The organism is Halomonas saccharevitans (assembly GCF_032333995.1).
GTDB classification, from domain to species: Bacteria; Pseudomonadota; Gammaproteobacteria; order Pseudomonadales; family Halomonadaceae; genus Halomonas; species Halomonas saccharevitans.
The window spans coordinates 47,993-62,268 of record NZ_JAVXUR010000003.1; the positions used below are offsets into that span (position 1 = coordinate 47,993).

General features: G+C 62.9%; 9 protein-coding genes. 6 read left to right on the forward strand and 3 right to left on the reverse strand.

Going from position 1 to position 14,276, the window contains the following annotated elements; translation table 11 throughout:
• Window positions 1-350: 350 nt before the first annotated feature.
• Window positions 351-1,799, reverse strand: coding sequence for a dihydrolipoyl dehydrogenase (locus RSO68_RS08325; protein ID WP_315586248.1), 1,449 nt, complete (start codon window positions 1,797-1,799; stop codon window positions 351-353).
• Between the two features lie 699 nt (window positions 1,800-2,498).
• On the opposite strand from RSO68_RS08325, the gene RSO68_RS08330 reads away from it, so the two are divergent.
• The 6 genes from RSO68_RS08330 (at window position 2,499) to RSO68_RS08355 (ending at window position 11,416) form a co-directional block, all read left to right on the forward strand.
• Entirely contained in the window at window positions 2,499-3,299 is an 801-nt protein-coding gene (locus RSO68_RS08330; RefSeq protein WP_089851345.1) for an enoyl-CoA hydratase, read from the forward strand.
• Between the two features lie 220 nt (window positions 3,300-3,519).
• Window positions 3,520-5,160, forward strand: coding sequence for an acyl-CoA synthetase (locus tag RSO68_RS08335; RefSeq protein WP_315586249.1), 1,641 nt, complete (start codon window positions 3,520-3,522; stop codon window positions 5,158-5,160).
• Window positions 5,161-5,259: 99 nt separating this feature from the next.
• Entirely contained in the window at window positions 5,260-6,978 is a 1,719-nt protein-coding gene (locus RSO68_RS08340; protein WP_315586250.1) for an NADH-ubiquinone oxidoreductase-F iron-sulfur binding region domain-containing protein, read from the forward strand.
• An 11-nt stretch (window positions 6,979-6,989) separates the two neighbouring features.
• Complete coding sequence (fdhF, locus tag RSO68_RS08345; RefSeq protein ID WP_315586251.1) at window positions 6,990-9,860, forward strand: formate dehydrogenase subunit alpha; 2,871 nt, start codon at window positions 6,990-6,992, stop codon at window positions 9,858-9,860.
• 81 nt (window positions 9,861-9,941) lie between these two features.
• On the forward strand, window positions 9,942-10,376 hold the full coding sequence (locus RSO68_RS08350; protein WP_245781563.1) for a methylenetetrahydrofolate reductase C-terminal domain-containing protein: 435 nt from the start codon (window positions 9,942-9,944) through the stop codon (window positions 10,374-10,376).
• On the forward strand, window positions 10,373-11,416 hold the full coding sequence (locus RSO68_RS08355; protein WP_089851334.1) for a methylenetetrahydrofolate reductase: 1,044 nt from the start codon (window positions 10,373-10,375) through the stop codon (window positions 11,414-11,416). The genes RSO68_RS08350 and RSO68_RS08355 overlap by 4 nt, the downstream gene beginning before the upstream one ends.
• A 175-nt stretch (window positions 11,417-11,591) precedes the next feature.
• Here the strand turns inward: RSO68_RS08355 and RSO68_RS08360 are convergent, their stop codons facing one another.
• Both RSO68_RS08360 and folD read right to left on the reverse strand, forming a co-directional pair.
• A complete protein-coding gene (locus RSO68_RS08360; protein WP_315586252.1) occupies window positions 11,592-13,283 on the reverse strand; it encodes a BCCT family transporter in 1,692 nt (563 codons plus the stop codon).
• A 132-nt stretch (window positions 13,284-13,415) separates the two neighbouring features.
• Window positions 13,416-14,276 carry a bifunctional methylenetetrahydrofolate dehydrogenase/methenyltetrahydrofolate cyclohydrolase FolD gene (gene folD / locus RSO68_RS08365; protein WP_315586253.1) on the reverse strand — a complete coding sequence of 287 codons (861 nt, stop codon included), beginning with the start codon at window positions 14,274-14,276 and terminating at the stop codon, window positions 13,416-13,418.

The following is a 14,276-nucleotide window of genomic DNA, read 5'->3' on the forward strand; positions in this document are numbered from 1 at the left end:
GTAGATCAGTGATTCGATTTACAGTGGTTGCCGAGGTTCTCGCACGCAAGGAACTCATTCCCGCTGTACAGTACTATAGCAGACGCTACCAGCAGCTGGTTCAAGCCGATCGGGATCATGCTAGAGCTCATGAGTTGAACGCCTTTTATATCGGTAAGTACATGTTTTTATTGTTGACGTGTCAAAAGGTTTCGTGAGGCACAGGAGGCGGCAGACACGCCGCAGATTGCGTGGATGGCCGAGGTGGCCACCAAGCGCGGCGATCATAGCGAATGGCCCTCTCGAATCAGGTTGGTCGCAGACATTAACGACTTACAGAGAGGATGCCATTCACCATTTTCAGGGCTGTTTTATGAGTATGCCGGGACCGAGTTTGAATGAATCATGGTTTCAGCCGCATAGACCCGACGCTTCTCCCTGGCATCGATCAGCACATCCCTTAACAGCTCTTCGGCACTGGGGTGATAGACCGGCATCATCAGTACCTGCTCGGCGGTCATGCTGTGGGTGATGGCCAGGGCAAGCAGGTGCGCCAGGTGTTCGGCCTGGTAGCCAAGCAGCTCGGCCCCCAGGATCACGCCGGTGCGCGCGTCCAGATAGACCTGAATACGTCCCTCGACCTTGTTCCATACCACATGACGGGGGCTGGCAAAGGGTAGCTCTCCTATCACGATCTCCAGGCCTTCAAGTTCCCGAAAGCTCTGCCCGATGATGGCGATCTGAGGGTCGGTGAAGAACACCATTAATGGCGGCCTACGGTCCACTGGCACCGGGTCCGGGTAGTTCAAGGCGTTATCGGCGGCGATACGCCCCTCATCGAAGGCTTCATGCCACACCGGCAGGTATTCGGACGCATCGCCGGCGATGAAAATGGGGGAGTCGGAGCAGAGCATCGTCTGCGGGTCGAATACGACCTTGCCAGCTTCGGTGAATTCCGCGCCGGTATGCTCCATCCCCAGCTGATCGACATTGGAGATCCTCCCGGTGGCGACCAGTATCCTGTCGAACACCTTGGTGACCCGCTGGCCGTTCGGCTGTTCAAACTCGATCCAGGCACCTTCAGCATCTTGCCACGTGCTTACCACCTGGCCGCTGGGGTAGATATCCAGTTCGGCGCTGAGGATATCGAGCGCTTCCTGCTGCATGTCCGGGTGGGTGAGGGCGTTGATCTTTCCGGAGCGGCCGTAGATGGTCGTGTCGACGCCGAGCCGGTGGAGTGCCTGCCCCAGTTCCAGTGCGATAACGCCCATACCGATCACCGCTATCGAGTGGGGAAGGTCCTCCAGCTCAAATACCGTATCACTGGTGAGTACGCGTTCCATGACGGGCTCGAACACCTGGCTCACCGCCGGCCTGGAGCCGCAGGCGAGGATGAACTTTTCCGCTTTGACTTCGACGGAGTCGCCTACCCTGAGGTGGCCCGGTCCGATAAACCTGGCGCGCCCCTCGAGCTTGTGATGGGGCGGGATCTTGTCGACGTAGCGAAGATTGTTGGCGACAAAGCGCTGATCTCGCTCTCGGCGCAATCTTTCGAACACCTTGTGTCCATCCACGTGACCTTCGGATGACACGCCGAAGAAATCGCTGGTGGTCAGGTGGTGCGCGTAATCGGACGCGGTGATCAGCAACTTGCTGGGCATGCAGCCGACCCGCGCGCAGGTCGTCCCGTAGGGACCGTCCTGGATCATCAACACGCTGTCAGTCTTGCGACTGATCTTAGAGTAGGCGCCAAGTCCAGAGGTGCCGGCACCGATGATCGCGTATTCAACATTAATGGTTTTCATCGTGGATTCGCTCATGGGGCGCCTCATGTTCCAGGTGCCTGGTTTTTCAAGGCGTGCCGTGATGGGGGACGTCGTCGCGCTTGGCTATGGTCGCTGTCCAGGTTGTTAACGCCTGTCGAGCTAGGTGTATAGGTGTAAAAGTTGTCGTGGTTTGCAGTGTGACGGCCTGGAGGCCATTTACCAGATACAAGCTACTCGTGAGGCGATCCAGCGGTAAAGCGAGAGTTTCTAAGTGTTTGGCTTATTTTTCGTAATCCATGTGGGTGGGCTGACGGCCCGCGGGGAATAGGGAGAATAGGGAGAGAAGGGAGGTGGTGCACCCAGGCAATCATCGCCGTTGCCGGGTGTCTTCGCGTTAGCCAGGCTAATCCAGCGGCTTAGAAATCGTCGCTTTCCAAGGCTTTCCTGGATCACTTACGCTGAAGGTATCGTGAGGCAGGATGCCTCTCCGAGTCGGCCTGTTGGCTCGTCATCCGCTGGCGAAGCTGGCAAAGAAAGATAGCTCGGTCGGCTACCCGGAGCGAAACGAAAAAAGGGACGGAGGCGATAGGTGTCGTGCTGTCCCCCTAGATCACCTTCGGCGCAGCCATGATGCCGGGAAAAGATATCCAGTATCCATGCTGGGGGCTGGCGGCACTTTTCCTAGCGTCACTCGATCACCGCCGAGGTGACGATAAAGAGCAGTTAATCAGCCATCTCTGGCGGGAGTCATTTATGAATAACAGTCAGTCTCCAGAAAGTGTTCTTCTCAGGGATGACAAGGAAGGGGCCGTCTACCTCACGTTGAATAGACCGGATAAATTCAACACGCTCTCCGAAGCAGTGCTTGCCTCATTGCAGCAAGAGTTGGATGCGATCGCCGCCGATCCCGCTGTCCGCTGTGTGGTGATCAAGGGTGCAGGGCGAGGGTTTTGCGCCGGCCATGACCTGCGGGAGATGCGTGCAAATCCCGACCATTCCTATTACCAGGAGCTGTTTCGCAACTGCAGCCGGGTGATGAAGAGTGTCGTCGCGCTGCCGGTGCCGGTCATCGCCCAGGTCCAGGGCATGGCCGTGGCGGCGGGGTGCCAGTTGGCGGCCAGCTGCGACCTGGTCATCGCTGCCCAATCGTCCAGCTTCGGGGTATCGGGCATCAACGTGGGCCTGTTCTGCTCGACCCCCGCCGTGGCGCTGTCACGCAGCGTGTCTCCCAAGCGGGCGTTCGACATGCTGGTGACCGGAGAATTTATCGATGCGGATACGGCATTGGAGTGGGGGCTGGTGAGTGCCGTCGTCGCGGATGCCGATCTGGATGCCGCCGTGGCCGATAAGGTGGAGACGATCCTTGGCAAGAGCCCTGCGGCCGTGCGCTTTGGTAAGGCCATGTTTCATCCTCAGCGTCAGATGGCGTTGGCCGACGCCTACGACTTTGCCGGCAACGTGATGGCCGAGAACATGATGAGCCCGGACGCAGGCGAGGGAATCGATGCCTTTCTTGCCAAGCGCAAACCCGTCTGGGAACAGCCGGGCCGCTAGCGCCACGGTTCGCGGCAGATAGCCGTAGTGCCGGTCAGGCCGTGGTTCCTATGGACGCATGGCCGTTGATAGGGGGAGCGACTGATAGGAATGGTGATTGATAGGGATGGTGAGTGATAGGGGTGATGACAGATGAACAGCTAATGGCTTGGTACGGCCGTCGCGCCGATTGAAAGGTTGGATTGCAAACCCTTACTTAAAAAATAACAGGGGTAAGACCATGAGTGAAACCTGCCATTACAATGATGCTCTCGAGAAAAATGCGGCGAATTATGTCTCGCTTTCACCCTTGAGCTTCATCAGACGGGCGGCCGCCGTATATCCCGACAGGACGGCGCTGATCTACAACGAGACCCGTTACAGTTGGCAGCAGACCTATGCCCGCTGCTGTCGACTCGCCTCCATGTTGAGGCAATTCGGCGTCAACAGAGGCGATACGGTGGCCGTCATGCTGCCGAATGTCCCCGCCATGTACGAAGCTCACTTCGGCGTACCCATGGTGGGCGCCGTGTTGAATGCGATCAACATCCGCCTTGATCCGGAGGCGGTGGCCTTTATTCTCGAACATAGCCGCTCGCGCCTGCTGCTGGTGGATCCTGAGTACGTTGACGTGGTCGAAAAGGCCCTGGCCCGGTTGGAAGGGCCGGCGCCCACGGTGATCAACGTGCCTGATCCGAGCCAGGGCGTTGAGCGTGCCATCGGTGAGTTCGACTACGAGACGCTGCTGGCCGATCAGCCGGTGTGGGAGGAGTGGCAGTTACCCGCCGACGAGTGGGACGCGATTGCGCTGGGTTACACCTCGGGCACCACCGGCAACCCCAAGGGGGTCGTCACCCATCATCGCGGCGCCTACCTGAACGCGACCAGCAACGTGCTGGCCTGGAACCTTCCCGCCTCGGTGGTCTACCTGTGGACCCTGCCGATGTTTCACTGCAACGGTTGGTGCTTCCCGTGGACCTTGGCGGCCATCGGCGGTACCAACGTCTGCCTGCGGCGCGTGGACCCCGAGCAGATTCTCAAGCTGATCGGGCAGCACGGGGTGAGCCATTTCTGCGGAGCCCCCATCGTCCACGCCATGATCGCCGATGCGGCCGATGCGTCGCAGGCGATGATCGAGCACAGGGTCTCCGGGCTGATCGCTGGCGCGGCGCCGCCTGCATCCGTGTTCAAGCGGATGGAAAAGATCGGCATCGAACTCACCCACGTTTACGGGCTGACGGAGACTTATGGGCCCGCCTCGATTTGCGTCAAACAGGATGGCTGGGATCAGCTTCCCCTGGAGGAGCGGATCCGGCTCAATGGCCGTCAGGGCGTGACGTATCCACTGCAGGAAAGCATCGCGGTGCTCGACTCTGTCACGCTGGACCCCGTCCCCGCCGACGGCCAGACTGTTGGCGAGATCATGTTCCGCGGCAATATCGTCATGAAGGGCTACCTGCGAAACGAAGCCGCCACCCGTGAAGCCTTCGCCGGCGGCTGGTTCCACTCCGGTGACCTGGCGGTGATGGAACCGGATGGCTACATAAAGATTCGTGATCGGCTGAAGGACGTGATCATCTCGGGCGGGGAAAACATCTCCTCACTGGAGGTCGAGGACATCATCCAGCGGCACGCCGATGTCGAACAGGTGGCGGTCGTGGCGATGGCGGATGCCAAGTGGGGCGAAGTTCCCGCCGCCTTCGTCCAGCTGCGCCCCGGCAGCGAGCTGAGCGAAGGCGAGTTGATCGGTTTCTGCCGGGAGAATATCAGCCGTTTCAAGGTGCCCAAGAAGGTCGTCTTTGGCCCGCTGCCCACCTCCTCGACGGGGAAGATCCAGAAGTTCCAGCTGCGCCAGCGGCTCGAGACCGGCCCGTCGGACTGAATCGTTCAGGAACCAAGCGTCGAACAGCCCACCGCCCCTGCCCAGAACGAGAGCGAACACGCAGGTAGGCAAACGTCCACCGAGAACAACGAGCCCGCCATGACCGTCGAGACCCTCACTCCCCAGCGTCGTTTCCGCGGCAAACCACGTGGCCGTGACCTGCCCCCGGTCGCCCTGGCCGCGCTGCGCCAGCTGCTCGGTGACGAACGCCGCGACCCTGGGCGGCAGCGCCGAGACCTGCTGATCGAGCACCTGCACGCCATCCAGGATGCCCATGATCACCTGTCGCTGGTGAACCTTCGTGCGCTGGCCACCTATATGAACGTGCCGATGGCGGCGATCTACGAGACGGCGACCTTCTATGCCCACTTCGACGTGGTGCATGACGACCAGGCGCCGCCGCCGGAGGTGACGGTGAGGGTCTGCGACTCGTTGTCCTGCCAGCTGGCCGGTGCCGCGACGCTCAAGGCGGAACTGGAAGCCGGTGTCGATCCTCAGGCGGTGCGCGTGGTGAGGGCGCCCTGTATGGGCCGCTGCGATACCGCACCGGTAGTGGAAGTGGGGCATCACCATGTGCTCTACGCCACCCGCGAGGGCGTCGAATCGGTGGTCGATACCGGCCACTTCCAACCCGAGGCGATTCACTGGCAACGCCTCGATGGCTACCGGGAGCAGGGCGGTTATCGGTTGCTCGCCGACTGCCACGAGGGCCGCGTGACGGTCGAGACACTGATGGAAGCGCTCGAGCGGGCCAACCTGCGCGGCCTGGGCGGTGCCGGCTTTCCCACCTTCAAGAAGTGGACGTTCGTGCGCCAGGAGCCGGGTCCGCGCTATTGCGCGATCAACGCCGACGAGGGCGAACCCGGCACCTTCAAGGATCGCTATTATCTGGAGCGCGCACCGCATCGCTTCCTCGAGGGGGCACTGATCAGCGCCTGGGCGGTGGAGGCCTGTGCGCTCTATATCTACCTGCGTGACGAATACCCCGGCCTGCATCGGGTGCTCGGCGAGGCGATCGCCGAGCTCGAGGCCGCGGGCCTCGCGACGCCGGGCTATATCGTGCTGCGCCGGGGAGCCGGGGCCTACATCTGCGGTGAGGAGTCGGCGATGATCGAGTCGCTGGAGGGGAAGCCGGGCAAGCCGCGCCATCGCCCGCCCTTCGTCGCGCAGAAAGGGCTCTTCGGCCGCCCGACCCTGGTCAACAACGTCGAAACCGTGTATTGGATTCCCGAGATCTGGGACAAGGGCGCCGACTGGTTCGCCGGTCACGGTCGCCATGGTCGCAGTGGCCTGAGAAGCTTCTCGGTCTCGGGTCGGGTCAAGCGCCCCGGCGTTCACCTGGCACCGGCGGGCATCACCCTGAACGAGCTGATCGAGGAGTACGGGGGCGGCATGGCCGACGGCCATCGCCTGGCCGGCTACCTGCCGGGCGGCGCTTCCGGCGGCATCCTGCCGGCCTCCAAGGCGGATATTCCCCTCGACTTCGATACCCTGCAGGCCGAGGGCTGCTTCATCGGCTCGGCCGCGGTCATCGTGATCTCCGACCAGGACGAGCTGCGCGCGGTGGCCAGCAATCTGCTGGCCTTCTTCGCCGATGAATCCTGCGGTCAGTGCACGCCCTGCCGGGTCGGCACCGAGAAGATGCTGAGCCTGCTCGAGCGCCCCGAATGGGATGTCGAGCAGCTCCAGCGGCTCTCGCAGGTGATGATGGACGCCTCGATCTGCGGGCTGGGCCAGGCGGCGCCCAACCCGGTGCTGGGGCTGCTCAAGGATTTTCGCGACGAGCTCGCCGGCCAGCACGTGATCGTCAGGGGGTAGCGGAGATGAACATGACAGAACCGAGTGTGAAGGAAAGTTTCACCCTGACCCTGGATGGCACCGAGGTCGACGCCCATCCCGGCGAGACTCTCTGGCAGGTGGCCAAGCGCGCCGGCGAGACCATTCCGCATCTGTGCTTCAAGGAGGCCCCCGGCTACCGGGCCGACGGCAACTGTCGCGCCTGCATGGTGGAAGTGGAGGGCGAGCGTGTGCTGGCGGCGAGCTGCCTGCGCGAGGCGGCGCCCGGCATGGTGGTCAAGAGCGCCACCTCCGAGCGGGCCCGCGTATCCCGGGAAGGGGTGATGGCGCTGCTGATCGCCGATCAGCCCGAGCGCGACGCTGGCCCTGACCGCTCGAGCCACTTCTGGGCGATGGCCGATCTGCTGGCCATCGACGCCACCGCGGTGCGTGAGCGGCTGCCGGCGCGGGCCGAGCAAGAGGGGCCCACCGTTCACCATGTCGCCGAGCGTGCGGCCTCCCTTCCTCATGCCGGAGGCCACGACACCACCCACACGGCCATGAACGTCAATCTCGATGCCTGCATCGAGTGCAACCTCTGCGTGCGTGCCTGTCGCGAGGTGCAGGGCAATGACGTCATCGGCCTGGCCCACCGCGGCGCGGCCTCGAAGGTCGTCTTCGACTTCGACGACCCCATGGGCGAGAGCACCTGCGTGGCCTGCGGCGAGTGCGTCCAGGCCTGCCCGACCGGGGCGCTGATGCCGGCGACCCTGATCGACGCCACGGGGCGCGGCGACTCGAAGATCGCCGATCGTACCGTCGACTCCGTCTGCCCCTATTGCGGCGTGGGGTGCCAGCTCACCTATCACATCAAGGGTCAGCACGCCGAGGACGAGCGGATCCTCTTCGTCGAGGGACGTGATGGTCCTTCCAATCAGGGCCGGCTATGCGTCAAGGGCCGCTTCGGCTTCGACTATCCTCGCCACCCCTCACGCCTGACCACCCCGCTGGTCCGCCGTCCCGGCGTGCCCAAGGGGCTCGACCCCGACTTCGACCCGGCGCGACCGCTGAGCCACTTCGTTGAAGCGAGCTGGGAGGAGGCGCTGGATCTGGCCGCCGGGGGGCTGGTGGACCTGAAGGCGGCGCATGGCCCCGACGCCCTGGCCGGTTTCGGCAGCGCCAAATGCTCCAACGAGGAGGCCTGGCTGTTCCAGAAGCTGGTGCGCACCGGCTTCGGCTCCAACCATGTCGACCACTGCACCCGGCTATGTCATGCCAGCTCAGTGGCCGCGTTGATGGAGTGCATCGGCTCGGGCGCCGTGACGGCTTCCTTCATGCAGGCCCTCGAGGCCGACGTGGTGATCCTCACCGGTTGCAACCCGACCATCAATCATCCGGTGGCGGCCACCTACTTCAAGCAGGCGTCCAGAAACGGCACCAGGCTGATCATCCTCGATCCCCGCGGTCAGGCGTTGGATGCCTACGCCCACCGCAGCGTGCGCTTCACCCCGGGCGGCGACGTCTCGCTCTACAACGCCATGCTCAACGTGATCGTCGGCGAAGGCCTGTACGACGAGGCCTACATCGCCGAGCACACCGAGGGCTTCGAGGCACTCAAGGCCCATGTGAGCGACATGACCCCTGAAGCGATGAGCGGGCTCTGTGGCATCGACCCCGACACCATTCGCGAGATCGCCCGAGAGTACGCCACCGCCGATAAGGCGATGATCTTCTGGGGCATGGGCATCTCCCAGCACGTGCACGGCACCGACAACGCCCGCTGCCTGATCTCGCTGGCGCTGGCCTGCGGCCAGACCGGCCGCCCCGGCACTGGCCTGCACCCGCTGCGTGGCCAGAACAACGTCCAGGGCGCCTCGGATGCCGGGCTGATCCCCATGGTGCTGCCGGACTACCAGCCGGTCGGCGACGCCCAGATCCGATCCGCCTTCGAGGAGCTGTGGAACACGAAGCTCGAGGAAAGACCCGGGCTCACCGTGGTGGAGATCATGGATGCGATTCACGCAGGCCAGATCAAGGGCATGTATATCCAGGGCGAGAACCCGGCGATGTCCGATCCCGACCTGCACCATGCACGCGGAGCGCTGGCCAGGCTCGAGCACCTGGTGGTGCAGGATCTGTTCGTCACCGAGACGGCCCAGTTCGCCGACGTCATCCTGCCGGCCTCGAGCTGGGTGGAGAAGGACGGCACGGTGACCAATACCAATCGCCAGGTGCAGCTCGGCCGCGCCGCCGTGGCGCTGCCCGGTGAGGCACGGCCCGACTGGTGGATCCTGCAGGAGATCGCCCGGCGTATCGGGCTGCCCTGGGACTATGCCCACCCCCGCGAGGTGTTCGCCGAGATGAAGCGGGGCATGGCGTCGCTGGACAACATCACCTGGGAGCGACTCGAGCGCGAGAACTCGGTGACCTACCCCTGCCCGGCAGAGGATGCCCCCGGGGCCGACGTGGTCTTCTCCGAGAGTTTCCCGCGAACGGGTGGCAAGGCGAAGTTCGCCCCCACCCGACCGCTGCCGCCGGATGAGCCCGTGGATGAGGCCTTCCCCACGGTGCTGATCACCGGGCGTCAGCTCGAGCACTGGCATACCGGATCCATGACCCGACGCAGCCAGGTACTCGACGCCCTGGAGCCCGAAGCGGTGGCCAGCGTGTCGCCGAGTGAGCTGCTGCGACTGGGACTGCATCCCGGGGAAGCGCTGACCATCACCACCCGGCGTGGGGCGATCACGCTCAAGGCGCGGGTCGATCCGCTGATGAGGGAGGGCATGGTATTCGTGCCGTTCTGCTACGTGGAGGCCGCGGCCAACCTGCTGACCAACCCGGCGCTGGACCCCGACGGCAAGATTCCCGAGTTCAAGTACGCGGCCTGTCGCCTGGGGTCCGCCACGACGGCTCAGGCAGAGTGAGGACACCGCCTCTCAACGAAGAAGGACAACGGCATGTATAGGATGCGTCGCTGGGTGGTTCGCCATTCCAGAGCCTTCGAGATGATCTATCGACGCTTCGAGCCGGTGCTGGTCAAGCTCGCCCCGGTGTGGAGGCGACTGGGTTACGAGCGTATCGAGGCGCCGGTGAGGTCGGTGGAAAAGGCCGTCAAGGGAGCGCTCTTCGATTGCCAGATGTGCGGTCAGTGCGTTCTTTCTGATACCGGCATGTCCTGTCCAATGAACTGTCCCAAGTCACTGCGCAACGGCCCCTGTGGCGGGGTGCGTGCCAATGGGCACTGCGAGGTGAAGCCGGAAATGATGTGCGTCTGGGTCGATGCCTGGGAAGGAAGCCGTCGGATGAAGCATGGCGATCGCATCCATGCGGTTCAACTGCCGGTCGACTATCGCCTCGAGGGAACCTCTTCCTGGCTTCGCGTGGTTCGCCAGCAGGATGGTACGTCCTCTTCAACCGCCAAGAGCGAGACAACAAAATGAAGTTCGATGACGAGCCCGTACCGGGCTACTCTCTGCCGATCCTGCCCGGCCATGTGTCCCCCGGGCGACTGGAGCGTGTGCTGCGGGCGGGCAAGTTCGCCGTTACCAGCGAGATTGACCCGCCGGACTCTGCCGACCCGGCAGAGGTGCTCAAGCGTGCGGCCATCTTCGATGGCTACGTCGATGCCATCAATGCGACGGATGGCTCTGGCGCCAACTGCCACATGTCCAGCGTCGGCGTCTGCTCGCTGCTGACCCGGGTCGGCTATGCCACCATCCTGCAGATCTCGTGCCGTGACCGAAACCGCATCGCCATCCAGGGTGAGATCCTCGGTGGGGCGGCCATGGGCGCCTGCAACCTGCTGTGTCTGACCGGTGACGGTGTGCAGGCCGGTGACCATCCCCAGGCCAAGCCGGTGTTCGACCTCGACTCCATGTCGCTGCTCGAGATCGCCAGGGCGATGCGCGACGAACAGCGCTTCGATAGTGGGCGACACATCGCGGTGCCCCCGCGGATTTTCCTCGGTGCCGCCGAGAATCCTTTCGTGCCGCCGCTGGACTGGCGACCGCATCGCCTGGCCAAGAAGGTGGCCGCAGGCGCACAGTTCATCCAGACCCAGTACTGTTTCGATATCGAGCGGTTGCGCGAATTCATGCTCAAGGTGAACGACCTGGGCCTGCTGGAAGGTCCAGACCGTGTCTTCATCCTGCCCGGGATCGGGCCGCTGGCCTCGGCGCGCAGCGCCCGCTGGATCCGCGCCAACGTGCCCGGGGTACATATTCCGGACGCGGTGATCGCGCGACTCGAGGGGGCGGAGAATCAGAAAGAGGAGGGCAAGCAGCTGTGCATGGATCTGCTCAATGAGATCCGTGAGATTCCGGGCGTCAGCGGTGCCCACATCATGGCCTATCGCCAGGAACACACCGTGGCGGAGATCATCAAGGCCACCGGCGTGCTCGAGGGCCGCGTGCCATGGTACCCGGGACGCGACGACCCGAAAGAGCTCAATCCCGAATCCTCCGAGGCCCTGCTGAGCTAGAGGTAGGGCATCGCGGGCTGGTCATGGAAACGCTGGCGACCTGCCAGCGTTTTCGCTGCAGGTGGCGCAGGATCGTTGACGCTTCCCACCTAGATGCTTCCCACATAGACAGAGCGAAGAGCGGAAACGACGACGTCCCCAGGTGGGGACGTCGAAGCAGGGAAGAAAGACGCAGTCAGTACGTTTCCGCGAGCCTCACGGCGCGATGTTCCTCGCACAGGCCCTTGACCATGCCATAGCACGCCACCAGCAAGACGAAGGTGAAGGGCAGGGCGGTAACGATCACCGCCGTCGCCAGCGCGTTCAGGCCGCCACCCAGCAGCAGGGCGATGGCGATGGCACCTTCGATGAGGGCCCAGAAGATACGCTGTGGCTTGGGCGCATCGATCTTGCCGCCGGCCGTGATGGAGTCGATCACCAGCGAGCCGGAGTCGGAGGACGTGACGAAGAACACGATCACCAGCACGATGCCGATGAAGGAGGTGATCTGGGACAGAGGCAACTGGCTGAACACCTCGAACATCTGCAGTTCAAGAGCCGCGGCCATGGCGCCCTGGTAGTTGTCGGTGATCACCTGGTCGATGGCTGTGCCACCTAAGGCGCTCATCCACAGCACCGTGATAATCGACGGCACCAGCAGCACGGCGATCAGGAATTCACGGACAGTGCGGCCTCGGCTGACCCGGGCGATGAACATGCTGACAAACGGTGCCCAGGAGACCCACCAGGCCCAGTAGAAGGTGGTCCAGCCCTGGCTGAAGTTGGCGTCCTCACGGCCGAAGGGGTTGGAGAGCGCCGGCAGGTTGACCAGGTAGCTGCCCAGGTTCTCGAAGAAGCCGGTGGCGATCAGCAGGGTCGGGCCCACGGCGATCACGAAGGCCAGCAGCAGGAAGGCCAACACCATATTGAGCTGGGAGAGTCGCTGCACGCCCTTCTCGACGCCGGCGACGACCGATACCAACGCGACCAGGGAGATGCCGATGATCAGCACCACCATGGTGACATTGGTGTTGGGAATGCCGAACAGGAATTCCAGGCCCGCGGCGGCCTGAGTGGCGCCGAGGCCAAGCGACGTGGCCAGGCCGAAGAGGGTGGCGAATACGGCCAGAATGTCGATAGCGTGGCCTGGCCAGCCCCAGATGCGCTTTCCAAGGACCGGATAGAACACCGAGCGCATGGTCAGCGGCAGGCCCTTGTTGAAGGCGAACAGCGCCAGGGCCAGGGCCACCACGGCATAGACCCCCCAGGCATGCAGGCCCCAATGGAAGATAGAGGCGGACAGGCTCAGCGAGGCGGCGGCGGCCGGGTCACCCGCAGCGGCGCCCAGTGGTGCCCAGTCGGTGCGCACCCCGTTTTCCACGGTGATGCCGCCCATGGCGCTGCCGAAGTGGGTCAGCGGCTCGGAGATCCCGTAGAACATCAGGCCGATGCCCATGCCCGCGGCAAACAGCATGGAAAACCAGCCGATATAACTGAATTCCGGCTTGGCATGGGCTCCGCCTAACCTGACCCGGCCCATGGGCGTGAAGATCAGCACGAACGCGAGCAGCAAGAAGATGTTAGCCGCCAGCAAAAAGAACCAGGACAGGTTCACGGTCAGTAAGGTGAAACCGGCATTGAAGATCGGCTCCACGTAGTCCTGCAGCGCCAGCGTGATGATCACGAATGCCAGGACCGTCAGCGAGGAGATGGTGAAGACCTTGCCATGTATGTCGACGCTGATGCCGAACTTGGTAGTCGCGAAGTTGTCCTGGCCTATCACGTAATTGGTATCGATGAGGTTCGACGGCCCTTCTGGTGCCGGGATGCCCCGGGAGCCGCCGGGTTCCGGTTGATGGGCACTGTCGTCGTTGGGATTATTATTCACTTTATATTTCCCTTTCAGTTTGTCGGTCGTTGAGCGTGCGTGCGTTAGTTAGCACCGGTGGTTTGATCAGAAATATCGAGGCCTCGGTGCGGGTCGCCACCTTCCTGGTGCCAGCGGCGGCAGATCTAACGGTCAGGACAACTGATGCCTGGCGGCACGTGTCGTATTCAACAGCAGGCAGGCTATCGTCATCGGGCCCACGCCACCGGGCACCGGCGTAATGGCACCGGCGACCTGAGCGACCGATTCAAAATCCACATCACCCACGAGCTTTCTCTTGCCGTCGACATCAATGGCGTTGATACCGACATCAATGACCGTGGCACCCGGCGTGATCCAGTCGGCGTCGATGAACTTCGCCCGGCCAACGGCGGCGACAACGATATCGGCATTGCGGCACACTGCTTCGATGTTCTTCGTTCGTGAGTGCGCAATAGTGACCGTGCAGTTCGCCTGTAACAGCAGTGCAGCCATCGGCTTGCCCACAATATTGGAGCGTCCTACCACCACCGCGTTTTTACCACTGAGATCCGGATGGACCTGACGCAGCATGATCATGCAACCCTGTGGCGTGCACGGGACGAGCGAGGGGCGCCCGGAAGCGAGTGCCCCGACATTCAGTGGATGAAAGCCATCGACATCTTTATCCGGATGGATGGACGCTATCACCTCATCCTCGTCGAGTTGCGGTGGCAGTGGCAGCTGCACCAGGATGCCGTGCACACCGGGATCATTGTTTAGAGAGTCGATCAGCTCATTCAGGGCATCCTGAGTGGTATCGGCATCGAGGCGGTGCTCAATAGAACCTACCCCGGCCTCCGTTGCCCGCTTCACCTTGTTTCTCACATACACCTGGCTGGCGGGATCCTCTCCCACCAGCACGACCGCCAGGGTCGGCACGATGTCATGCTCGGCCCTGATCGACTCGACTTCAGAGGCAACCTCTTGCAACACCTGAGCCGAAATCTGCTTTCCGTCTATTAATTGAGCCAT